Genomic DNA, 23,623 nt, shown 5'->3' on the forward strand with positions numbered 1-23,623 from the left:
ACGTCGGCACTTCCCATCTCGCTCTGTCCCAATCGAAACTACCTTCGACCAGGGACATGCGTCGTTGCCATCGATCCTGCTGTGATGAACCGCTCACCCGAAGTGCTTCTGCGCCTCGGTGATGATCGCCTCCAGCTCCTCCTCGCTGGGCAGGTTCTGTGCCGGCAGGTCGACTCCGTGGTCGATGTAGAAGAAGCTGGCTTCGATCTGCTCCAGCGGGATCTCGTAGAGACGGCTGAAGGCCAGGCGGTAGATCGCCAGCTGCAGCTGCTTGGTGCGCAGCTCCTCCCCCTGCGGGACGCGGCCTGTCTTCCAGTCCACCAGCTGCCAACTGCGCTGACGCATCTGCTCGTTCCGCTCAGCGCGCGGCAGCTTCTCCCAGCGATCATGGGCGGCCACATCGGCGTCGGATCCATCGGGATGACTGCCGAAGACGGCGTCGATCCGGCCGCGCAGCATCACACCACCCACTGAGGTCTCGATGGGGATCTCCATGGCGAAGATCTGGCGCTGCGCCCAGCGGCTGGCTCGGAAGTTCTCCCGGGCCTTGGGCAGGTCGAAGACCAGGTCCAGCTCCTCGTCGCCGCGCATCGGCTCCTCGATCTCTGGGAAGGCCGCACGGGTCTCGTAGAACTCCTCCACCCAGGAGTGGACCACCGTTCCGCGGCGGGCCTCCGCAGAGGGCCTGCGCGGCACCGGACGCCGGGTCTGCTCGGCCACCTCCTGCGCATCCCGGGCCAGGCTCACAAAGCGCGAGGCACTCATATGCCCCGGCAGCGACGGCGGCTCCAGGCCCGCCTGCTGCTGGCGGGCACGGCGGATCACCCACAGCGCCTCCTGCTGCCAGGTAGGCTGCTGCTCGCCGCTCGGTGCCGGATCCGCAGCGCCCTCCTGACCCTCATCCGCCAGGCTCTCCAGCTCAGCGTGCACCAAGGCCGCGGCGCACCGCATGGGCTCACGCCGGCCCACAGCCCCCGCAGGAGCTCCCATCTCCTCCGGCAGCTCCTCACGCCGGTCCACCGACGTCGGATCCTCAGGATCGGCCTTCTGCACCTCAAAGGTGGTCGCGGCCAGCGGCTCCAGCGGGTCGTAGGGCCACTGAGCCACCACCAGATGATCCTTGAACGGGTTGGCCTTCTTATCCTCCACCTCGGCCCAGCCGAGCTGGCCGGCGTCGCCGTCGAGCGCCTGAGCAGCCTCCCGGACCTCCAGCAGGAACTCCGAGGGCTCCTCTCCCCCGGCCGCGCCGTAGAAGCAGGCACCGGTGCAGATCAGCAGACTCTTGGCGCGGGTGACCGCCACATAGGCAAGCCGCCGCTCCTCCTCCCGGCTGAACTCCTCGCAGTCAGCTTTGAAGATGCTGCCCTCATACTTCTTGGAGGTCCCGACGCCGGCCGAGCACCCCCAGAACTGCAGAGACTCCTGCTCCGAATCCCACTGCGGGATGGAGGCGGCATCCCCGCGCAGCGGCCAGGGCAGCTGTCCGTTGTTGGTGGTCCACCGATCAGCCTGCTTGGAGGGGAACTTCCCCTCACGCATGCCGATCACAGCCACCACATCCCACTCCAGCCCCTTAGAGGCATGGACGGTCAGCAGCTGGACCGCGCCCGGCCGAGGATCGGCCTGAGCCTGCTCCAGGCCGCGCTCCTTCTTCTCCGCAGCCTGGAGCCACTCCAGGAAGCTGGAGAGATCCGCACGGCCCTCCGTGCTGGTGAAGCTCTCCGCCTGTTCGATCAGCGCATCCAGCTGACGGGTGGCATGGTGCTGCTCCTCCCATGGACGAGCCGCAACCTCCACATCCAGGCCGGTCTCCGAGACCACACGCTGAATCAGCGTGCCCAGATCCAGCGAGCTCAGCTGGCGCAGCACACGCAGCGCATCCCTGGCCCGAACCAGACGCTGAGCGCCCACCTCGGTGAAGCCGCAGCGCTCCACCGCCTTCTCCGGGTCATCGGGCAGAGCGTCCAGGGCCTCCACCAGGGAGGCCATCTCCTCCAGCTCCTGGGTCACCTCGGAGAAGCGGTCATCGGCGTCCTCCACCTCAGAGGAACCGCCGGTCTCACCTGCGGAGGCCTTGCGCCGCCAGCTCTCCAGCCCCTTGGCCGCCCGGCCCAGAACATAGAGGTCCCGCGGACCGATCCGGTACCGGGCACCGCCCAGGATCCGCAGCAACGCATCGGAGCGCTTGGGATCGGCGATGACCCGCAGATAGGCCAGCACCTCGGCCACCTCCGGCGTCGAAAGCAGTCCGGAGAGCCCCAGGAACTCATAGGGGATCCCCTGGCGGCGCAGCGCCGCGGCGGCCGTCTCCAGCTGGGCACGGGTGCGGGCCAGCACCGCATAGGTCTGATCCTCCTCAGAGGCCTGGATGGCCGCAGCGATCTGCCCGGCCACCGCCTGAGCCTCCTCCTGCTCCGTGGCGAACCAGCCGTAGCGCACCGAGCCGTCCTGGACCACGCTCTCGGACACGACGCCGCCGCGGTCCGGTGTGATCAGCGGCTGCAGCTGGCGGCGCAGATGCGCAGTGCTGCGGTGCCAGGACTTCTCCGGATGCTCCGCGTTCTGAGAGAAGGGCAGCACCAGCTGATTCGCCATCGCCAGGATGTGGCGCCCATTGCGCCAGGCGATGGTCAGCTGACGGGTGGCCGCCGGCGAGCGCCCTCCGGTCTGAGCGTCGATGCGCGGGAACTTCTGCGGGAAGTCGAAGAGCTGCCCGGCCGAGGCCCCGCGGAAGCCATAGATGGACTGATTGGGATCGCCCACGGCGGTGACCGCGTGTCCGGCCCCTTGTCCGGCCGCCCCGGTGCCGTAGAGGCTGCTGAAGAGCTCCAGCTGGGCATAGGAGGTGTCCTGGAACTCGTCCAGCAGCACCACCGAGTACTTCTCCCGCTCCGATTCCCCCGCAGACGGCACCTCAGCGGCGATCCGGGCGGCGAAGCGCAGCAGGTCTCCGTAGTCCATGACATCGCCGTGGAGCTTGGCCTGCTGGTAGCGCTGAGCCAGCTCTGCCGTCTCCCGGCGCAGCCGCAACGTATCAATCAGGCCCTGCTGTCCCGTGTTGGGCTTCTTGGCCTCGGCGGCGATCAGCCCCTCCACTTGGGCGAGCTCGGTGTCCAAGGCGGAGGCGACGGCGTCGGGCTCCACCAGGTGCTCCGCGCAGTCGGAGGTCAGCTGCAGGACGTTGTCGGCCATGGTGCCGGCCCGGGCCCCGGCCTCCACCAGGGTCTGTCCGCGCTCATAGCCGCTGACCAGCTCGGAGACCATCTGCCAGGCCTGGGCCTCGCCGATCAGCTGGGTCTCAGGCTCCAAGCCGATGTGCAGCCCGTATTCGCTGACCAGACTGTTGGCATAGGAGTGGTAGGTGGAGATGGCAGGGGTCAGCAGCCCGTCCAGGTCCTGGACCTCACTGCGGTTCTCCTGCTCGGGCATGAGCTCCTGCGGGTCGATCAGCTCCGCATCCACCAGCCGCTTGAGCTGCCGGGTGATGCGTTCGCGCAGCTCACCGGCGGCCTTGCGGGTGAAGGTCACGCCGAGGATCTCATCCGGGCGCACCCAGCCGTTGGCCACCAGGAAGACTACGCGGTCCGCCATGGTGGCCGTCTTGCCGGAGCCGGCGCCGGCCACCACCAGGGTGGGCTCCAGCGGGGCCTCGATCACCGTACGCTGCTCGGCCGTGGGACGGTGGGCTCCCAGCCGGTCGGCGATGTCATCGGCGCTGATCCGCACCGGAGGGTTCGCACGAGTCTCCGCGAAAGGCTGCTCGGCAGCGCTCTGCCCCGCTGAGGTCTCCGTGGCCGTCTCCGCAGTGTTCTGATCAGTGGTGGTCATGGCTGGGTCACCTGCTTGGTTCCGGCGCACAGCGGGCAGAGCACGCCCGCCTGGCATTCGTCTTGGGTGGATTGGTGGCGGACCTCGAAGCTGGCTCCGGTCATCACCTGTGCGGCATGGGTGATCTGCTGGCGCGGCCAGTCGGTCTCGGCCTCGGCGGGGGCCTGTTCCTGGATGTCGTTCTTCTTCACCGTGGTGCCCACATGCAGCAGGGCCGCGCCCGCACTGCCGTGCACACCCTCGACGTCGATATGGGCCTGCTGCAGCGCCGGCTCCAGAGCACCCAGGCTCACCAGCAGCTGATAGGTGCCCAGCTGTCCGTGCCGGGGCACCTGGTCCGAGCTGGGCTTGGCGCGCCCGGTCTTCAGGTCCACCACATAGAACCGGCCGTCCTCAGTGCGCTCCACACGGTCGATGGTGCCGCGGATGCGCACCGTGCGGTCCTCACCCTCCACCGGCAGCTCCAGCGTTGCCTCCACATCGAGCTCACGGGCGAGGACTCGACGCTTCTCGTCCACCACAGAGGCGTGGTACAGCGTCAGCTTCTCCACCATGGTCTCCGCGCGCTGCCGGTCCGCCTCAGCCTCCCAGCCCTCGGGCAGACCCAGTTCATGCCAGCGTTCGGCCAGCACGGCCTGCAGCTTCTCCGGGTTCATCTCCTGCGGGTGATCCTCGGCGATCTCGTGGATCAGCGTGCCGAGCATGCGGCTGAAGTCGGTGGGTTCCACTCCCCCGACGGTCTGGGTGAACCACTGCAACGGAGAGTCCACTGCGGTCTGCACCTTCGAGGGCGAGACCCGGACCTCCTCCTCCGGCTCCAGCAGCGGTCCGCTGCTGCTGATCTCGTGCAGCCCCCACCACTGGTCCGGGTCCGCGCCGGTCAGTCCGTGCCGGGCCAGCGTGGCCAGGGCCCGGGCGGCATTGCTGCGCTCGGTCTGGGGGTGATGGTCCTCGGCATAGGGGGCGCCCTCCTCCAGCTCCTGGCGGTGGCTGTCCTCCAGGAAGCGGCGCAGCTCGGCGATCAGCCGCGGCGCGGTCACCGGGCGCGGGATGGCCGCCGCCCGGTCCTGGCGCTGATCGGCGGGGACCACCAGATCCAGGAACATGCTGGGACTGTCCTCGGAGTTCTCCACGGCCACGGCGAAGAGGCGCGCCGCCGACCGCGAGACCGCCGTGGCAAAGAGCCGGTATTCGTCCTGCAGGACCTGCATGCGCTTGACCAGCGAGCTGGTGGACTCGCGCCCGGCCCGCTGCTCGATGACATCCACCAGGTGGTTGCTGCCCAGCAGCTCACCGCGCGGCTGCAGATTCGGCCAGACGCCGTCCTGCAGGCCCGAGAGGATCACGGTGTCGAACTCCCGCCCGGCCGCAGTGGCCGGGGTGAGGATCTCCACAGCGTCCTCGGCGGAGGAAGTCTCCGCCAAAGTGTCCATGGGCAGCTCAAGGCGTTCCATATGGTCCACGAAGGCCGCGGCAGGAGCCCCTGGGTTCTGGTCCACAAAGCGTTCGGCAGCCTGGAAGAGCGCCATCACCGCATCCAGGTCCCGGTCCGCGCGGCGTCCCTCCAGCCCTGCCTGGCGGGTGAGCTCGGCCCAGGTCTCCGAGAGCCCGGCCGCCGACCACACCGCCCAGAGGATCTCCTCGGCGCCCACTCCCTGCGGGTTCTGCTTCACCGCGAGCGCGGCGGCCTCCAGCATGCGGCTGATCCTGCGCAGCCCGGAGAGCAGTCCCGGCGCCTCCTCCGCGGCGGCCAGGAACGTGGGGCCTTGGGGATCGTTTGCGGCGGCGGTGATGAGCTCATCCGAGCTCCGCGGCTGAGGCGACTGCGCCTGGCCCCTGATCTGGTCTCTGGTCTGGGCTCCGTCCTGGTCCTGCTGGTCGGAGACCTGCCGCTCCCCCGACCGCTGGACAAGGACGATGCGCTGGCGCTCAGCCCGCAGCAGCACCTGACGGATGCGCCGCAGCGTGAGCGAATCGGCCGTGCCATAGCGGCTGGTCAGCAGACGCAGCACCTGCGGCAGATCCATGGTGAGGGACGGTGCTCCACCACCCCCGCGCTCAGCTGTCTGATCCGCGGCCGTCTCACACGCAGCACCAGAGTTCCCGACGCCGGCGTCGGACTCTTCCTCCGGGACCGGCTCAGCAGCAGCCGCAGAGGCTCCCGGCAGCTCGGCCGCACTCACCGTGGCCCAGTGCAGGACCTCCAGCAGCGGCTCCACTGCCGCCTCCTCATGCAGGATGACCTCGCTCATCTGCTGGCGGATGGGCACGCCCTGAGCCTGCAGCACGCGGGCGATCCGCTGAGCCAGGGTGCCGTTGCGCACGATCACGGCGATCTCCCCCAGCGGGACCCCGTAACGGTCATGCCGCTCCAGCACCTCTTGGAGGATGAACTGCTCGGCCTGATAGTCGCTGGGCACCACGACAGCGTCCACCTGGGTGCGTGGGGCGGGGCTCCCGTCCTCCCGGCTGTGCTCCTTGAGCACCTCGACCCACGGCTCCCGGGCCGCGGCCGACTTGCCCGGGGCGATCCGTCGGATGGTGCGCGCATAGATCGATCCCACAGCGCCGGAGGCTCGGTGGTCCTCCAGCAGGGCGAGGATCTCGGGAGTCTGTCCGGGCAGTCCGCCCTGGACGTCCGGGACCATGGAGCCGGAGCCGCTGCGGCGGACCACCTCGGTCCCGTCCTCCAACAGGACGGCAGAGTCCAGCTCCGGGTTCAGCGGCTCTCCCTCCTCCGGCACGGTCCTGCGCACCGGGGCCGCCCAATTGCCCAGCTTGTCCGGGCGCGCGCCGCGGAAGCCCTGGGTGACGGCATCGGGGTTGGCGAAGGCCACTACCGGCCGGCCGGCGCCGATCAGGCGCAGCAGCCGGTAGACCGTGGGGCTGGCCTCCTGCAGGTCATCGACGATCACGCAGCCCAGCCGCTGGCGCTCCCCCTCCAGGAAGGAGGGGTTGAACTCCAGGATGTGGCAGGCCTCGTTGATCAGCCCGGCCGGGTCGAAGGCATCGGCGTGGGATTCGGCGTCCAGCTGGTTCAGATAGCGCTCATAGATGTCCGCGGCAGTGCGCCATTCCGGGCGCGCACACTCCTCGGCCAGCTCGCTCAGCCGCTCCGGGGAGACTCCGTACTCGGTGGCGCGGTCCAGCAGCTCGCGGATCTCCTTGCGGAAGCCGTCGGTCTCCGCGGCCTCGCGCAGGTCGGCGGGCCAGGACTCCCCCGCCGCCTCCTGCTGCAGGCTCTCGAGGATCTCCCGGAGGATGCGGTCCTGCTCCGCGCCGGAGAGCAGGCGCGGCTGCCGGGCCGGGAAGTCCAGGATCTGCCGGCGTCGGGCCTCACCCAGGATCCAGAAGGCGTAGGAGGCGAAGGAGCGGGAGGGCTGCTCGCTCAACGAGGCTCCCGGGGAGATCTCCGCCCAGCGGGACTCCACGGCGTCGCGCAGCAGCGCCGAGGTGCTGCGGGTGGGTGAGAGGATCAGCAGCCGGCGCGAATCATGGCCCTCGCGCAGGAACCGCAGCGCAAGCTCCACCGCCAGCACCGACTTCCCCGCGCCGGGGCCGCCGTAGACCAGCAGCGGGCCACGATCGGTCTCCTCGGCACGTCGCAGCACCTGCTGCTGAGACGCATCGGCACGATGGTCCAGAACGGCGTATTCCTGCACGGGGCTGGTCATGGGAACCATTCAATCAGAGGGCATCGACATGGCTGCGTGACAGTGGGACGGCCGCCGGATCCGGGGCTTCTCCGGCCCGTCGCCGGACCATGTCCCCGGCAGGCGCTACCGTGGTGTCCATGACCGAACAGGCCCTCTTCGACCTCCCCTCCAGCAGCGACTCCTGGCACACCGGCCGGCGGGTCGGCTTCGACGTGGAGACCACCTCCCGCGACCCCCGGACCGCTCGGATCGTCTCTGCCGCGCTGGTGGAGTTCGACGCCGGCCCGGACGGCGAGCAGACCGTACGCACCCGCGAATGGCTCATCAACCCGGGAGTCGAGATCCCGGCCGAGACCACCGCCATCCACGGCATCAGCACCGAGCGCGCCGTGGCCGAGGGCCAGCCCGCCGCGGAGGCGGTGGCCCAACTGGCCGGCACCCTGACCACGGAGTTCGAGCAGGGCACCCCTGTGGTGGTCATGAACGCTCCCTATGACCTGACCGTGCTTCGCGAGGAGGCGGTCCGGCACGGCGTCGGCTTCCCCGAACCCAACCCGGTGATCGACCCGCTGGTCATCGATAAGCAGGTGGACAAATACCGGCGCGGCAAGCGCACCCTCGAGGATCTCTGCACCTTCTACGAGGTGATCCTTGACGGCGCGCACTCTGCCGCCCCGGACGCCAAGGCCGCAGTCCAGGTGGCCGATTGTCTGGCCGCGCAGTACCCGCAGCTGCAGATCCGCGCCGAGGAGCTGCATGAGCTGCAGATCGGGTGGAAGGCCGAACAGGCCGCCGACTTCCAGGCCTATCTGCGCAGGACCAGGCCCGACGCGGTCATCAGCGGAGCCTGGCCCCTCTGAACAGTGCCGGGTTAGCGTGGAGCTATGGCCACGGACCAGCATCACCGCCCCGAGCAGACCTCGTCCCTCGCCGAGTCAGTGCAGGAGCCGCCGCGCAAGCCTGCCCTGGGATCGCCCCACGATGGCTATGCGGCGGTGCTGCTGACGCTGTCCCTGGCAGGGATGTTCTTCCTCTTCGCCAGCTCGCGTGCCAGTGAGGGATTCTGGTGGATCCTTGTGGCCACCGCGGCACTGGCACCGCTGCTCGGTTCCTTCCACTATTACCTGCGGGCCCACGGGGCTTCGCCCAAGACCGGTGGCGCCTCGATTCCGCTGGTCACCCTGATCTTCGCCTTCATCCTGTTCTCCAACACGGTGCTGCCCGCTATGGCTCAGGGTGTGGGGATCTCCTGGCTGCTGGCTTTCTGCTGCCTCATCATCGCCACGCTGATCATCGCGCCCCTACAGCTGGTGCTCAGCAAGGATCCCAACCGCGACTCCGAACTCACCGCCTGAGGAGCTGCTCGGCCCGCTGGTCGCCCAGGCCTCCCCAGACACAGATCGCGCCGGGGTTCTGACCCGTGAGACGGAGCTGAGATCTCCCTCCGGGCCGGAATCCCGGCGCGATCTCTCTGTCTGCGTCTCTTCCTGAATCCGTCAGGCGGACTGGGCCTGGGCGGCGGCCCGTGCGGCTGCCGGCAGGGCGTCCAGGATCGTCCCGACGGCATCGTCGTCGTGGGCGCCCGAGAGGAACCAGGCCTCGAAGACGCTGGGCGGCAGGTAGACCCCCTGCTCCAGCATGGAGTGGAAGAACGGGCCGAAGCGGAAGGTCTCCTGGGCCCCTGCCTGGGCGTAGTTGTGCACACCGGTGCCGGTGCCCTGCGGACCGGTGCCGAAGGCCACGGAGAACAGCGAGCCCACCTTCTGGATGGTGTGGTCCACCCCGGCCTCGTTCAGCGCGGAGGCCAGCGCGTCGGCCACCACCTGCGCCTTCTCATCGATGTGGCTGTAGACCTCGGCAGTGGCGTTCTCCAGGGTGGCCACACCGGCGGCCATGGCCACCGGGTTACCGGAGAGGGTGCCTGCATGGTAGACCGGCCCGGTGGGCGCCAGGTGCTCCATGACCTCGCGGCGGCCGGCCAGTGCGGCAGTGGGCATGCCGCCGCCGATGACCTTGCCGAAGGTGAACAGATCCGGCTCCCAACCCTCTTCGCGGCCGGAGGCGCCCCAATAGCCGGCGTCGGTGATGCGGAAGCCCGTCATGACCTCGTCGAAGATCATCAGGGCGCCATGGCGGGTGGTGATCTCGCGGATCAAGGCGTTGAAGCCCTCCTCCGGCGGCACCACACCCATATTCGCCGGGGTGGCCTCGGTGATGACCGCGGCGATGTTCTCACCGTGCTCGGCGAAGACCTGCTCCAGGGCGGCGCGGTCGTTGTACTCGATCACGATGGTCTCGGAGGCCTGCGCCTGGGTCACACCGGCGGATCCGGGCAGGCCGAGGGTGGCAACACCGGAGCCGGCGGCGGCCAGGAGTCCGTCGGAGTGGCCGTGGTAGCAGCCGGCGAACTTCACCACGATGTTCTTGCCGGTGGCGCCGCGGGCCAGTCGGACCGCCGTCATCGTGGCTTCGGTGCCCGTGGAGACCATGCGGATCATCTCAGCCCCGGGCACGCGGCCGCGGACCAGCTCGGCCAGGCGCGCCTCAGAGGGGTGCGAGGTGCCGAAGCCCAGGCCGGCGTCCACGGCGGAGTGGACGGCGTCGATCACTGCGGGGTGCCGGTGCCCCAGCAGGGCCGGACCCCAGGAGCCCACCAGATCCACATACTGGTTGCCCTCGGCGTCGGTCAGGTACGGGCCCCGGCCGGAGACCATCTGCACGGGGGTCCCGCCGACGGAGCCGAAGGCGCGCACCGGGGAGTTCACGCCTCCGGGCATGAGCTGCTGGGCGGCGTCGTGGAGTTCAGCGTTGGAAGTCATCGGGTCCTTTCAGCGGGAGCACCGCTTCAGATTGCGTACCGGATTGTGGTGAATGTGGGGATCGTGTTCCCCATTGTCAACAACGGGGTACGCGATCCGCAGGAGGGAGGAGGGAGGGAGGCCTCAGCGCAGCCAGCGCGCGGCCTCAGCGGCGTAGTAGGTCAGCACATTGGTGGCACCGGCCCGGCGGATGGCCATCAGCGACTCCATGACCACAGCCTGCCGGTCCACCCAGCCGTTGGCCGCGGCGGCCTCGATCAGCGCGTACTCGCCGGAGACCTGGTAGGCCGAGACGGGCACATCGCTGATCTCCGCCACCTCGCGCAGGATGTCCAGATAGGCCGCAGCAGGCTTGACCATGACCATGTCAGCGCCTTCGGCCAGGTCCAGCTCCACCTCACGGATGGCTTCGGTCCGGTTGGGCGCGTCCATCTGGTACTGGCGGCGGTCACCCTGCAGCTGGGAGTCCACAGCATCGCGGAAAGGACCGTAGTAGGCAGAGGCGTACTTCGCGGCGTAGGCGAGGATCGGGATGTCCTGATGGCCGGCCTCGTCCAGGGCCTGACGGATCACGGCGACCTGACCGTCCATCATCCCGGAGGGGGCGACGACGTCGGCGCCGGACTCGGCCTGGACCACGCCCATCTGCGCGTAGATCTCCAGAGTCGCGTCATTGTCCACAGAGCCCGAGGAGTCCAGCACGCCGCAGTGGCCATGGTCGGTGAACTCGTCCAGGCAGAGGTCGGACATGACGGGCAGGTCATTACCCACCCGATCCTTCACCGCGCGGATGCTGCGGTTGAGGATGCCCTGGGGGTCCAGCCCGGCGCTGCCCTGGGCGTCGCGCTCGGCGGGGATGCCGAAGAGCATGATGCCGCCCAGCCCGAGGTCGCGGGCCTCCTCGGCGGCCTCGAGGAGCGTGGCCTCAGTGTGCTGGACGACGCCGGGCATGGAGCTGATCGGGGCGGGCTCGCTCAGACCTTCGCGTACGAAGACCGGCAGGATGAAGTCGGCCGGGTGCAGACGGGTCTCGGCGACCAGACGGCGCAGAGCGGGAGTCCGCCGCAACCGGCGGGGACGGTCAGAGGGGAATGCCATAGGCCTCAGTCTAGTAGGAGTCAGGGGTGCGGGATCAGGAGTTCAGCGCCTGCTGGACTCCAGCTGCGCTCACCTCGGGCAGGATCCCGGAGCAGGGCAGGCCGAGCTCGTGCATGGTCGCGGCGGTGGGACGCCCGATGGCCAGCAGCCGCACCGTCTCAGGAATCTCCAGCCGGGCCGCGGCCTGGGCAGCCGTGGAGCTGGTCAGCAGCAGCACGTCCTCAGCCTGCACTGCAGAGCTCCTTTCAGAACCCCCGACGCCGGCGGCCTCCCCCAGCGGGTCCTCCAACGGGACAGTCTCGTAGGCGGTCACCGTGGTGACCTCCCAGCCCAGCTCGCGCAGGCCTTCGGCCAGCCGCGGACGGGCCTGGGCGGACTGGGGCAGCAGCAGCTGACGGTCATCCTCCGGCGGATGCGGGATCTCGGCCAGGATCCCCTCGGCGGATGCTTCACGGGTGGGCATCCAAGGGTCGACGATCTCGGTGAGCTCCTGGAGCACCCGGGCGGTCCCCGCCCCGGTCACCGCCGTCTCCGTGTCCGCCGGCAGGTCCCCTGACCAGCCGGCGGTCAGCAGAGAGCGCACAGTGTTTCCGCTGGTGAGCATGATCACGGTGAAATCGCCCTGCTCCAGACGGTCGATCGCAGCAGTGAGCTCGGTCCGGTCTTCGGGCAGCCGCTGAGCGGTCAGGGGCAGGAAGCAGACTTCGAAGCCGACCTCGCGGAGACCGGCCTCCAGAGGGCCGGCCTGCGAGGGCCTGCGGGTCAGCAGGATCCGGGTCACGTCTGCCCTCCACCGATCAGGCTCATACGTCCACCACGTGCTCCAGCAGCCCGGAGTCCTCGGCCAGCAGCTGTTCGGCCACCTGGCGGCCCAGTCCACGGGCCAGCTCCACCGCAGTGTCCCGCGGCGCACCGGCCTCCAGGGGCACCTCGGCGCCCGCCCGCTGGACCTGTGCGCCGTCGGGGGCACAGACCACAGTCTCCAGGCGCAGAACCGAGCCGCCGTCGGGCTCCTCGGTGAAGCGGGCCAGTCCGCCGATGGGAGCGGAGCAGCCGGCGTTGAGCCGCTCCAGCAGCGCCCGCTCGGCAGTGGTCTCCAGCCGGCTGGGCAGGTCGTCGCTCAGCGCCAGGGCCTGCCCCAGCGGGGAGACCATATCGTCATCGGCCTCGCGGACCTCCACGGCCAGCGCGCCCTGTCCGGGCGCGGGCAACATGACCTCGGGGCTCAGCAGCTCAGAGATGTGCTCCTCGAGGCCCAGCCGCAGCAGCCCCGCGCCGGCGAGCACGACGGCGTCGAGGTCACCGCGCTGGGAATCGGGGGCCTGCGGGGACTTCTCGGCGGCATCCTCGCGGCCGCGGACCCGGGCCAGCCGGGTGCCGACGTTGCCGCGGATGTCCACCACCTCGAGGTCCGGGCGTACGGCCAGCAGCTGGGCAGCGCGGCGCGGCGAGCCGGTGCCCACCTTGGCGCCCTGGGGCAGCTGCTCCAGGGTGGGGCCATCGGCGGCGCAGAGCGCGTCGCGGACCTCCTCGCGCGGGGGCACCGAGGCGATGCTCAGTCCCTCCAGGTCCTTGGCCGGCAGGTCCTTGAGCGAATGGACCGCCACATCGCAGCGGTCGTCGAAGAGCGCCTGGCGCAGGGCGGTGGCGAAGACTCCGGTGCCGCCCATCTGAGCCAGTGGGCCGGTCAGGACATCACCTTCGGAGCGGATGGTGATGAGCTCGTAGTCCAGCTGCGCATGGGCGGAGAGCGCCTCGGCCGCCGTCGTCGTCTGGGTCAGCGCCAGCCGACTGCCGCGGGTTCCTACGCGGAACTGTTCCATGGACTCTCCTCCTCATCTTTGCGTGGGCACTTCCTGGTGGTATGAGCCGTACCGCACAGCTCATACCACCTGAAAGTGCCCACACAAGGGTTGATCAGTTCAGGCCTGCCGGCCTCAGCCCTGCTGGGTCTCGACCCGAGTGCCCCAGCCGCCCTCGCCGGTCAGGTCGGACCAGTCGCCGGGAACGGTCTGCTCACCGGAGGCCAGCGGCTGGCCATCGCGGGTGATGTACTCGCCCATGATGTCCACCAGCCCGGAGATGAAGCCCGGGTGGATGCCGGTGGTGGGCGCCCGGTGGAAGGCCAGGCCCTTCTCCCCGGCGGTCTCCTCGGCCTCGGTGTCCAGGTCCCAGATGACCTCCATGTGGTCGGAGACGAAGCCGAAGGGCATGACGACCACGGCGTCCACGCCGTTCTCCGCGTCCTCCTCGATCTGGTCATTGATGTCCGGCTCCAGCCAGGGGGTGCGCGGATCGCCGGAGCGGGATTGGAAGACCACCTGGTGGTCCAGGCCCTCGGCCTCGGGGACGGTGCTCATCAGATGATCGGCGATCGCCTGGTGCTGAGCGGTGTAGACGTCGGTGCCGAAGAGCTCCTTGATCCGTGCCGGGCCCTGCTTCTCCGCGGTGGCGGTCGGGATGGAGTGGGTGACCCAGTGGATCTTGATACGACCGTTCGGCTTGTGGCTGGCGCCGTTGGCGGACTCCAGCTGGGCGCGCACGTCCTTGATGCCTGCGGCCAGGAACTCGGCGTTGGGCGCGGTGAAGGCCTTGTCGTGGAAGAACTCGCGGACCTTGACCACCTCGAGCTTGCCCTCCAGGCCGGTCTCGGCCAGAGCCTTGTCGAAGTCCTCCAGGTATTGATCGTTGCTGGAGTAGCCGATGTAGGCCGAGGTCACCAGGACCAGGATCTTGCGGTGGCCGTCCTCGTACATCTTCTGGAAGGTGGCCGGGAAGTAGGGGTCCCAGTTGCGGTTGCCCCAGTAGATGGGAAGGTCGATCTGACGCTCAGCCAGCTCCTTCTCCAGCTCGGCCAGCAGGTCACGGTTCTGCTGGTTGATGGGGCTGATGCCGCCGTGTGCGCGGTAGTGGGTGGCGACCTCCTCCAGCCGCTCCTCAGGGATGCCGTGACCCGCAGTGACGTTGCGTAGGAAGGGGATGACATCGACCTGGCCCTCGGGTCCGCCGAAGGAGGCCAGCAGGATCGCGTCATAGTTGTAGGCAGTGGTCATCAGTACAGAACCTCGATGATCTCATCAGTGGTCTTCAGGAGGCGTCCGGTGTAGAAGGGGGTCTCATCCCGGACGTGGTAGCGGGTCTCCGATTCGCGCAGCCTGCGCATCATGTCGACCAGATCGGTCAGCTGCGGGGCCTCCAGGGCCAGCAGCCACTCCCAATCGTTCAGAGCGAAGGCGCTGGTGGTGTTGGCCAGCACCGACGGGAACTCCTGGCCCAGCTGACCGTGCTCGCGCAGCAGGGCGCCGCGCTTGGCCGGATCCATCAGGTACCAGTCGTAGCTGCGGTTGAAGGGGTAGACCACCAGCCAGTCCTCAGCGTCCACACCGCGGGCGAAGGCCGGGACGTGGGAGCGGGCGAACTCGGCGGTACGGTGCACGCCCATGGCCGAGAAGGCCAGCTCCGTGGTGTTCAGCAGCCGAGTGCGGTGGAGGGTACGCAGTGCGGCCTGCAGCTTCTCGGCCTTGTGGCCGGTCAGCCAGACCATGACGTCGGCGTCGGCGCGCATGCCGGAGACGTCGTAGACGCCGCGCAGCTCCACGGCGTCGTCGTCGGAGCCGAGGCCGCCGCCCACCAGGGATGCCGCGGTCTCCTCGAAGTCCTTGGCCACGTTGCCGGTGTCGGTGAAGAAGTCGGTGACCTTGCGGGCCAGCCGGTCTCCGCCGGTCGCACCATCACCGGGGATGAAGCGCTTGATCTCCTGTCCGTCCCGCTTGAAGACGGCATACAGGGTGTACCAGTCCTTGCCTGAGGCGTTGACGTCCTCAGGGGTCCTCACGGCGTTGCGGCCGTAGCTCATACTGCCTCCAAATGGTCCGGATGATGGCGGGAAGAGTCTACCGGGAAGCGATCTTCTACGGGCAGTAGAAGATCGCCGCAGACGATTCTAACCGAATTATGAATCGTTCGTAATAAGCTCGGCGACAGCGCGGGCATCAGGGATCACCCGCGCCAGTCCGGTGCCGGCGAACCAGGACCCGACGGCGTACAGCCTCGGCCCGGAGCGGCTCTGTGCACTCCAACCCTGTGCCAGTGCCTCGCGCACCTGGGCCACATACTGCTGGTGCCCGGCCGAGGCCTGCGGCAGCGCCTTCTGCCAGCGCACCACATCGGCATCGAGGATCTGCTCGCCTGCGATGGGCAGACCGAAGAGTGCCCCGACGTCGGCGGCCGCCGCCTGGAGCAGCTGCTCATCCGAGGAGGCGAAGCCCAGCGCACCGGCGGCGGGGTCATCGCCTACGCGCCCATAGGAGAGCCGCACCAGGTGGTGCCCCTCCCCCAGCTGTTGGGTCAGCGCGCGCGAAGCCCAGTCCCATTTGGCCGATACATGGGTCATCGCCTTGGCGCCGATCCCCTCCACCGAGGGGGCCACCAGCATGCCGGTGCCCCGCGGCCGGGCATCCAGCTCCGGGGCCTTCAGCACCATGGAGACCAGGGAGACGCCGCGCCCCAACTCCGCCTGCTGCGGCGGCAGATCGGCATAGGGAGCGGCCAGGCCCAGCGCCCGCGGTCCGTCCACAGCGAGGATCACGTGCTCAGCATCCAGGTCACCCAGATTCGTGACCTCTGTGCCCGTGCGGATCTCCACACCGAGCTCGGTGAGCTTCTGCTCCAAGGCCGCCACCAGCGTCTTGAGCCCGCCCTCCAGCGAGTTCACCGCGGAGCCTGCGGGAGCTGAGGACCTGACCTTGGCCACAGCGCGGGCCAGGGAGCCCTCCTGGCACATCGCCTCGAAGAGCCCGGGGGCGGCATTGCCCATATCCAGATCATCGGCCTGCGCGGAGTGCACCCCAGAGACGATCGGGGTCACCAGCCGGTCCAGCACCGTCTGGCCCATCCGGTCGCGCACCACAGCACCCACACTGGGAGCCCCGACGCCGGCCGCACCGGCACCAGCCTCAGCCGCAGCACCCCAGCCCTCCAGGGGGCGGCTCAGGTCCTCGGCCGCGCGCCGAGCACCCTCCTCCCCCAGGATGGCCACCACATCGGCGGCCGCCGGATCGCCGGGGATCCCCAGGATGCCGGTGGCCGGCAGCGGGGAGGCCAGGTCGGGCAGCTGCAGCCAGGCGCCGTCGGGGTTGGGCTCGACCACCTGGTCGCTGAGTCCCAGCTCCTGGATCAGCTGCGGGACGGCGGCGGAACGGGTGGCGAAGGCCTCCGCGCCGGCGTCGACCTCCAGTCCGGCCAGCACATGCGGGGCGATGGCCCCGCCCAGCCGGTCGGAGGCCTCATAGAGCCGCACCGGGACCCCGGCGCGCGCCGTCTCCCAGGCCGCGGTCAGGCCGGCGATCCCGCCTCCGACCACGGCCGTCCGGGGTGCCGCGGCTCGTTCAGCCCTCGTAGCCGATGTCATGAATCAGGCTCACCACGCGGGTCAGCACCTCCGGATCGGTCTCCGGTGGCACACCGTGGCCCAGGTTCAGCACATGTCCTGCCGCACCGGCGCCGGAGGCCACCACCTGACGGACGTGGTCCTCCAGGACCTCCCAGGGGGCGGTCAGCAGTGCGGGATCGATATTGCCCTGCAGCGGGGTCCCGGCACCCACGCGGCGGCCGGCCTCGGTGAGGTTCAGCCGGTAGTCCACACCGACCACCGGGTGAGCCGCACCCCCGCCGTAGCCTCCGGCGCCGCCCGGGGATCCCTGCGGCTCCCCCTCAGTCATCGCATCCCGCATCAGATCGATCATCTCGCCGGTGCCGGTGCCGAAGTGGATCAGCGGAACCTGCACATCCTGCTCGGCACCCAGGCCGGTGACATGGGAGAAGGCCGCTGCGGAGTGGGGCTGGACGTGGGCGGCGTAGTCCTCGCGGCCCAGGGATCCTGCCCAGGAGTCGAAGAGCTGGGCGGCGGAGGCTCCGGCCATGACCTGGGCACGCATGAAGCGCCCGGAGACGTCGGCGGCCCATTCGGCCAGCGCCCGCCAAGTCTCGGGATCTCCGTGCATCATCGCCCGCGGGCCAAGGTGGTCGCGGCTCGGGCGGCCCTCCACCATGTATGCGGCCAGGGTGAACGGGGCTCCGGCGAAGCCGATCAGCGGGGTCACTGAGGAGCGGCCCTGCTCCTGCGCCAGCTGCTCCAGACCGGCAGTGGTCTTGGCCACCGCCTCAGCGATGGGGGCGAAGGCGTCGTCGTCGAGCTGCGGCAGCGCCTCCACGTCCTCACGGGTGCGCACCGGGGAGCCGAGCACCGGACCCACACCGGGTTTGATCTCCACATCTATCCCGGCCAGGCGCAGCGGGATGACGATGTCAGAGAAGAAGATGGCGGCGTCGACGTCGTGCCGACGGACCGGCTGCAGCGTGATCTCCGCGGCCATCGCCGGGTCCAGGCAGGCATCCAGCATGGTGGTGCCCTCGCGCAGGGAGCGGTACTCCGGCAGCGAGCGGCCGGCCTGACGCATGAACCACACAGGTCTGCGGGCGGGCTTCTGCTGCTCCCCGGCGGCGGTGCGGGATCCGCGGTACTGATTCAGCAGAGGGGCGTCGGCGGTGAGTCCGCGCACCAACGGGTGATCGTCGGGAAGTCGAGTCATACCCTCAAGCGTACCTGTGACAGGCAGGGTGAGGAGGGCCGACCGGCGGTGATCGGCGCAGGCCGACGGCGGCCGAGCGTAACGCGTTGCGCGCATTACCACGCAGGCCGTGATCGGACGTAGAATGGACGCCGTCGTGACTCTATTCTCGCTCGTCGCAACCCATTCGGATCTCGACCTCGAGACCGTCGGAACCCTCAGCTCAGGAGCGGCCGATGTGGCCGGTTCTGTCAATGTGCCTGCCGTCACGCTGGCCACCTGCAACCGGCTCGAGATCTACGCAGAGTCCCCCTCGGACAAGCCTGAGGACGTCAGCTCCGCCCGCGAGCAGCTCATCGACGCCGTGGCCGAGTCCTCCGGGCTCACCCGCGAGACCATCGCCTCCTCCTTCTGCACCCTGATGGAGGACGACGCCGTCAGCCACCTCTTCGAGGTCGGCGCCGGGCTGGACTCCGCAGTCATCGGCGAGCGCGAGATCGCCGGCCAGGTGCGCAAGTCCCTGGCCGAGGCACAGAGCGCCGGAACCGTCTCCGGCAATCTGACCAAGCTCTTCGAGACCGCCACCCGCACCGCCAAGGATGTGGGAACCCGCACTGCCCTGGGCTCCCGCGGACGCTCCATCGTCTCCGTGGCCCTGGACATCGCCGGGGATATGCGCGGCGACGGCGCCGAGTTCTACCGCGGCGCCTCAGTGGTGCTGATCGGCACCGGCGCCTATGCCGGCACCTCCCTGGCTCAGCTGATCGAGCGCGGGGTCAGCGACATCGCCGTCTTCTCCGGATCCGGCCGCGCCGAGGAATTCGTCTCCCAGCGCTCCGAGGCCCTGCAGGCCGAGGGCCGGATCCGCTCCCTGGCCATGGAGGAGCTGAGCCAGGCCTTCCGCAGCGCCGATGTGGTCATCGGCTGCTCCGGCGGCAACCGCCAGATCACCGCCGGCGAGATCCGCACCCTGGCCGGACTGGGCCAGCCCGTCGAACAGGGCGGGCGCACCGCCCCGCTGACCGTGGTGGATCTGGCCCTCTCCCATGACTTCACCCCGGATGTGGCAGACCTCGACGGCGTCGAGCTGATCACGCTGGAGTCGGTGAAGATGGCCGCCCCCTCGGAGACCGAGGATTCGGTGGAGGATGCGCGCGCCGTCGTCGCCGATTCGGTCCAGCAGTACCTGACCGAGCGCCGCGAGCGCAGCGCTGATGACGCCATCGTGGCGCTGCGCCGGCACACCCAGCAGGTGCTGGACGAGGAGATGGCCAAGGTGCGCAAGCATCACGGCTGCACCGCCGCCTCCGAGGAGGTGGAGTTCGCAGTCCGCAAGATCGTCCGGAAGCTGCTGCACACCCCCACCGTCCGTGCCCGGGAGCTGGCCGCCGAGGGCCGCACCGAGGACTATGTGAAGGCGCTGGAGGATGTCTTCGGTCTGGAGGTCGCCCCGCGCGAACAGGCCGTTCCGGAGGACTCCGAGCGGCGCACCCCGGCCAAGCGCCGCCGCGCGGAGGACTTCTCCCCCGCCGAGCTGGCCCAGATGGCCGCCTACCTGCGGCAGGTGCCCAGCGGCGGCTTCTGCCGGCACCACCGGCCCGGCGACTTCAATGTGGAGCGGCTGGACGCCGTGCGCCACATCCAGCCCGCCGAGCCGCTGCCCAAGGCCGGCTGAGCAGGCGCCGCCAGGCGCCACCCAGCTCAGCGCATCGGGCTCAGCTCCGCGGGGCTCGGTTCAGCCTTCCTGGCCCGACCCGTCCGGTTCGATCAGCTCGTGCTGGACCAGCCAGGTCTCGGCCACATCTTCGGCGGAGGCCTGCTCATCCACGCTGCTGGTGTTCAGCGCGATCAGCTCCTCCTGGGTCAGGGCCGCACTGACCTCCTCCAAAGCCGCCTGAGCCTCCTCGTCCACGGCTGAGGAGACCAGCGGGAACATGTTCTGCGGCAGGATCATCTCCTCCGGGTCCTCCAGGACCACCAGGTCGTGCTCCTCGATGGCCGGATCAGCGGTGTAGATGTTGGCCAGCTGGGCGTCGCCGTCCAGCAGGGAGTTCAGGGTGAGCTGTCCCCCGGAGTCCTCCACGTTCATCAGGTTCACCGTGGCGCCGTAGACCTCGGAGGCGCCCCCGGGACCATAGGGGCGCTCCTCGAACTCGGCATTGGCCACGATGGTCAGGTCCTCCTCCACCTCGGCCAGATCGCCGATGCTCTCCAGGCCGTGCTCCTCGGCGAACTCGGGGGTCACCGTGTAGCTGTCCTGGTCGGCGGCCTCGGCCGGGGTCAGCGCGGTGAGGCCCTCGGGCAGAGTCTCGCCGAGGGCCTCCAGCACCTCCTGTTCGCCGGTGTCCTCGGCGTCCTCGTCCAGGTACTGAAGCAGGTTGCCGGTGTATTCGGGGAAGACGTCGATCTCCCCGGCCTCCAGGTCCGGCATATAGGCCTCGCGCTGGCCGATGTCGTAGTCGCGCTCCACCTCATAGCCGGCCTCCTCGAGGACCTGGGCGTAGAGCTCGGCGACCACAGTGTTGGAGTAGTACTGCTGCGAGCCCACCACCAGGGCACCGTCCTGGCCGGCGTCGTCGTCTCCGCCGCCGCCCATGGGGTCATCGCTGCCGCAGGAGGTCAGGGCCAGGGTCAGGCCGGCCAGGCCAGCCCATACGGGGGTGTGCTTCCTCATCAGGTGTTTCCTCTCATCAGGCCGGGCCTCTCATCAGGCGGCGGGCTGTTCTCTGCACTGTTCCGAAGGCTATATCGAGGAGCACCGCCAGCGCGATGACCACCAGCGACGCCGCCAGCAGCAGAGGGTAGTCATAGGTGCGCAGCCCCAGGAACAGCGGGGCGCCCAATCCTCCAGCTCCCACATAGGCGGCCAGCATGGCGGTCCCCACCACTTGGAGCACCGCCAGCCGGATCCCGCCGATGATCAGCGGCAGCCCCAGCGGGATCTGTACGGCGAACAGGATCTGCCAGCGGCTCATTCCCTGGGCTCGGGCGGCGTCCACCACGCGTGGATCCACCGACTCCGCCCCGGAGTAGGTGCCGGCCAGGATCGAGGGCACGGCCAAGATGATCAGCGCGACCATCGGGGCCATCAGCCCTACGCCGACCACCAGCCCCACCAGCGTCAGCACACCCAGGGTGGGCAGGGCGCGGACCGCCCCCGTGCTGAGCACCGCGAGGTTCCTGCCCCGGCCGAAGTGCCCCACTGCCAGCCCGGCCGGCAGTGCGATCAGCGCAGAGACCCCCACAGCCAGCACGGTGTAGAGCAGATGCTCCCAGGCGCGGGCACCCATCCCCGTGGGTCCGGTCCAGGTGTCCGCCTGGATCAGCAGCTCCCAGGCCTCGAGGAGATGGTTCATGCTCGCCTCCTCGCCCAGGGCATCAGCAGCCGCCCGCTCAGCACCAACAGCAGGTCCAGGATCAGCGCCATCACCACAGTCATCACGACTCCGGCCAGCACCGATTCCATGATCCCGCGCTGGAATCCATCGGTGAACAGCGAGCCCAGCGAGGGCACGCCCAGCACCGCGCTGACCGTGGCCAGGCTGATGGTGCTCACGCTGACCACCCTGAGCCCGGCCAGCATGGCAGGACCGGCCAGCGGCAGATCCACCGTCCAGAACCGCCCCCAGGAGGAATAGCCCTGAGCCGCGGCGGCCAGCCGGACCTCGGCGGAGACGGCGTCGAGAGCCTCAGCCGCGGAGCGGACCATCAGTGCCATGCCGAAGAGCGTCAGAGCGGCCACGGCGTTCAGCGGGTCACGGATACCGGTGCCCAGGATGATCGGCAGCACGATGAACAGCGGCAGCGAGGGGACGGCGTAGAGCAGGCCCGTGCCGGAGACGATGGGTTCACGCAGCGGGCGCAGCCGGTTGGCCAGCACAGCCAACGGGACCGAGAGCAGGAAGGCCGCCAGCACTGCCGGCAGGCTCAGCGCCGCATGGTCCAGGGTGAGTTCGGCGATGCGCCCGGTGTTGGCCAGGATCCAGTCCATCCTCAGCGTCCGTCCTCCGGCGGCACTGATCCAGACGGATCAGCTCTCGGATGCACTGGCCCGGGCGGGGCCTCCACCACGCCCAGCGGCCGGCCCTCGGCATCGGTGACCACCCATTCACCGTCCTGTCCTGCGGAGGTGCGCAGCCGGCGTCGTCCCTGGGCCACACCCAGGAACCGGGCGACGAAGTCGTCCGCCGGGGCGCTGAGCAGCTCCTGGGCCGTGCCCGCCTGGGCGATCTCCCCGCCGGGGCGCAGCAGGATGATCTGATCGCCCAGGCTCAGCGCCTCCTCGATGTCATGGGTGACCAAGAGGACCGTCTTGCGCAGCTCGGTCTGCAGCCGCTTCATCTGCTGCTGCAGCTCCAGGCGCACCAGGGGGTCCACTGCGCCGAAGGGCTCATCCATCAGCAGGATGTTCGGGTCGCCGGCCAGTCCGCGGGCCACGCCCACCCGCTGCTGCTGTCCGCCGGAGAGCTGATCCGGATAGCGCCGTCCCAGCGCCGGATCCAGGCCGACCAGCTCCAGCAGCTCCTCGGCCTGGGAGCGGGCCGGACCGCGGGCCGCTCCGTTGAGCCGCAGACCGGTGGCCACATTGTCGATCACTCGACGGTGGGGCAGCAGCCCGGAATGCTGCATCACATACCCGATGCTCCGGCGCAGCCGCACGGGCTCGGCCCCAGCGATGTCCTCCCCGTCGATGAGCAGCTGCCCGCCCGTGGGGTCCACCATCCGGTTGACCATGCGCAGCAGCGTGGTCTTCCCGCAGCCCGAGGATCCCAGCAGCACGGTGGTGGTGTGGGAGGGCACGGTGAAGCTGATGTCCCGGACGGCCTGCGCTCCATCCGGGTAAGTCTTCTCGACATGACGGAATTCGATGCCCATGGAGAGAGTCTGCCACCTCTGCCTACGATGGGGTGTATGACTGCGGAGAATGACAGCTGGAAGTCCATCGGCCGCGACGCCCGAGAGTCACTGACCCGCGTCCTAGGCCCGGTGGTGGTGCTGCTGGCTGCCATGTGGGCGGTCCAGATCATCAACGCGATCGGCGGCTACTGGCTCAACGGGCTGCTGGGGCTGGAGCCGCGCTCCTTCTCCGGGCTGCTGGGAATCCTGTTCATGCCGCTGTTGCATGGCGGCTGGATGCACCTGATCAGCAACTCGGTCAGCTGGCTCATCCTGGGTTCGATGACCGCCATCATCTCCCGGGACTTCGCCAAGGTGATCGCCGGGATCTGGCTCTTCGGCGGGGCGCTTCTCTGGGTGGGCGGCACCGCGGGGAACCACGTGGGAGCCTCCGGGGTCATCTACGGCTTCGCCGCCTTCCTGCTGGTCTACGGCTGGGCCAAACGCCGCCCGCTGGCCATCGTCTTCGGCGCAGTCGTAGCGATCTTCCATGCGGTGGCCATGCTGCCCGGGCTGTTCCCCGGACAGCCTGACGTCTCCTGGACCGGGCACCTGTTCGGAGCCTGCGCCGGCGTCGTCGTCGCGCTGTGGCTGACCCGCACCCTGCGCGCCCAGCGGCAGGTGCGGAAGGCGGAGAGGGCCCGACGTCGGCTCGGCTGAGCTGGACGCTCTCTGCTCCCCTGACGAAGTGTTTACCTGTTCGTCATGAGAAACTCCGGCGCAATTGCCCGATCCTGCTCTCTGAGTGCTTAGTCTG

Annotated in this window: 18 protein-coding genes; 4 read left to right on the forward strand and 14 right to left on the reverse strand. The window is 69.3% G+C overall.

The window, feature by feature from the left end; translation table 11 throughout:
* Positions 1-93: 93 nt before the first annotated feature.
* A complete protein-coding gene (locus IEW85_RS05125) occupies positions 94-3,828 on the reverse strand; it encodes an ATP-dependent helicase (protein ID WP_188683339.1) in 3,735 nt (1,244 codons plus the stop codon).
* Complete coding sequence (locus IEW85_RS05130) at positions 3,825-7,502, reverse strand: PD-(D/E)XK nuclease family protein (protein ID WP_188683341.1); 3,678 nt, start codon at positions 7,500-7,502, stop codon at positions 3,825-3,827. Before IEW85_RS05130 ends, IEW85_RS05125 begins: the two co-directional genes overlap by 4 nt.
* Positions 7,503-7,621: 119 nt before the next feature.
* Between IEW85_RS05130 and IEW85_RS05135 the strand changes: the two genes are divergently transcribed.
* The gene (locus IEW85_RS05135; protein WP_188683343.1) at positions 7,622-8,344 is read left to right on the forward strand and encodes a 3'-5' exonuclease; all 723 of its coding nucleotides are present in this window, start codon (positions 7,622-7,624) and stop codon (positions 8,342-8,344) included.
* A gap of 24 nt (positions 8,345-8,368) precedes the next feature.
* On the forward strand, positions 8,369-8,839 hold the full coding sequence (locus IEW85_RS05140) for a hypothetical protein (RefSeq protein ID WP_188683345.1): 471 nt from the start codon (positions 8,369-8,371) through the stop codon (positions 8,837-8,839).
* A gap of 141 nt (positions 8,840-8,980) precedes the next feature.
* Here IEW85_RS05140 and hemL read toward each other — a convergent pair whose 3' ends face one another.
* The 8 genes from hemL to hemE all read right to left on the reverse strand — a co-directional run bounded on the left by hemL (position 8,981) and on the right by hemE (position 17,991).
* Complete coding sequence (gene hemL / locus IEW85_RS05145; protein ID WP_188683347.1) at positions 8,981-10,303, reverse strand: glutamate-1-semialdehyde 2,1-aminomutase; 1,323 nt, start codon at positions 10,301-10,303, stop codon at positions 8,981-8,983.
* A 123-nt stretch (positions 10,304-10,426) separates the two neighbouring features.
* Positions 10,427-11,401 carry a porphobilinogen synthase gene (gene hemB, locus IEW85_RS05150; RefSeq protein ID WP_188683349.1) on the reverse strand — a complete coding sequence of 325 codons (975 nt, stop codon included), beginning with the start codon at positions 11,399-11,401 and terminating at the stop codon, positions 10,427-10,429.
* Positions 11,402-11,435: 34 nt separating this feature from the next.
* A complete protein-coding gene (locus IEW85_RS05155; RefSeq protein ID WP_188683351.1) occupies positions 11,436-12,182 on the reverse strand; it encodes a uroporphyrinogen-III synthase in 747 nt (248 codons plus the stop codon).
* 22 nt (positions 12,183-12,204) lie between these two features.
* Positions 12,205-13,224 carry a hydroxymethylbilane synthase gene (gene hemC / locus IEW85_RS05160; RefSeq protein ID WP_188683353.1) on the reverse strand — a complete coding sequence of 340 codons (1,020 nt, stop codon included), beginning with the start codon at positions 13,222-13,224 and terminating at the stop codon, positions 12,205-12,207.
* Between the two features lie 114 nt (positions 13,225-13,338).
* Entirely contained in the window at positions 13,339-14,454 is a 1,116-nt protein-coding gene (locus tag IEW85_RS05165) for a ferrochelatase (protein WP_188683355.1), read from the reverse strand.
* Complete coding sequence (hemQ, locus tag IEW85_RS05170; RefSeq protein ID WP_188683357.1) at positions 14,454-15,257, reverse strand: hydrogen peroxide-dependent heme synthase; 804 nt, start codon at positions 15,255-15,257, stop codon at positions 14,454-14,456. Before hemQ ends, IEW85_RS05165 begins: the two co-directional genes overlap by 1 nt.
* A gap of 96 nt (positions 15,258-15,353) precedes the next feature.
* Positions 15,354-16,811, reverse strand: a complete 1,458-nt coding sequence (locus IEW85_RS05175) for a protoporphyrinogen/coproporphyrinogen oxidase (RefSeq protein WP_188683360.1) — start codon at positions 16,809-16,811, stop codon at positions 15,354-15,356.
* Positions 16,789-17,991, reverse strand: a complete 1,203-nt coding sequence (hemE, locus tag IEW85_RS05180) for a uroporphyrinogen decarboxylase (RefSeq protein WP_188683362.1) — start codon at positions 17,989-17,991, stop codon at positions 16,789-16,791. The genes IEW85_RS05175 and hemE overlap by 23 nt, the downstream gene beginning before the upstream one ends.
* Positions 17,992-18,127: 136 nt before the next feature.
* Between hemE and IEW85_RS05185 the strand changes: the two genes are divergently transcribed.
* Entirely contained in the window at positions 18,128-19,645 is a 1,518-nt protein-coding gene (locus IEW85_RS05185; protein ID WP_229658813.1) for a glutamyl-tRNA reductase, read from the forward strand.
* Between the two features lie 60 nt (positions 19,646-19,705).
* Here IEW85_RS05185 and IEW85_RS05190 read toward each other — a convergent pair whose 3' ends face one another.
* Genes IEW85_RS05190 through IEW85_RS05205 form a run of 4 tightly spaced genes read right to left on the reverse strand, consistent with a single transcriptional unit; the run spans position 19,706 to position 22,845 of the window.
* A complete protein-coding gene (locus tag IEW85_RS05190; protein WP_188683364.1) occupies positions 19,706-20,644 on the reverse strand; it encodes an ABC transporter substrate-binding protein in 939 nt (312 codons plus the stop codon).
* A 16-nt stretch (positions 20,645-20,660) separates the two neighbouring features.
* Entirely contained in the window at positions 20,661-21,326 is a 666-nt protein-coding gene (locus IEW85_RS05195; RefSeq protein ID WP_188683366.1) for an ABC transporter permease, read from the reverse strand.
* Positions 21,323-21,961, reverse strand: a complete 639-nt coding sequence (locus IEW85_RS05200; protein ID WP_188683368.1) for an ABC transporter permease — start codon at positions 21,959-21,961, stop codon at positions 21,323-21,325. Before IEW85_RS05200 ends, IEW85_RS05195 begins: the two co-directional genes overlap by 4 nt.
* Before the next feature lie 2 nt (positions 21,962-21,963).
* On the reverse strand, positions 21,964-22,845 hold the full coding sequence (locus IEW85_RS05205; RefSeq protein WP_188683370.1) for an ABC transporter ATP-binding protein: 882 nt from the start codon (positions 22,843-22,845) through the stop codon (positions 21,964-21,966).
* Between the two features lie 36 nt (positions 22,846-22,881).
* Here IEW85_RS05205 and IEW85_RS05210 point away from each other — a divergent pair, with 36 nt between their 5' ends.
* A complete protein-coding gene (locus IEW85_RS05210) occupies positions 22,882-23,526 on the forward strand; it encodes a rhomboid family intramembrane serine protease (protein WP_188683372.1) in 645 nt (214 codons plus the stop codon).
* Positions 23,527-23,623: the final 97 nt, after the last annotated feature.

It is taken from the genome of Nesterenkonia cremea (assembly GCF_014642675.1).
GTDB classification, from domain to species: domain Bacteria; phylum Actinomycetota; class Actinomycetes; order Actinomycetales; family Micrococcaceae; genus Nesterenkonia; species Nesterenkonia cremea.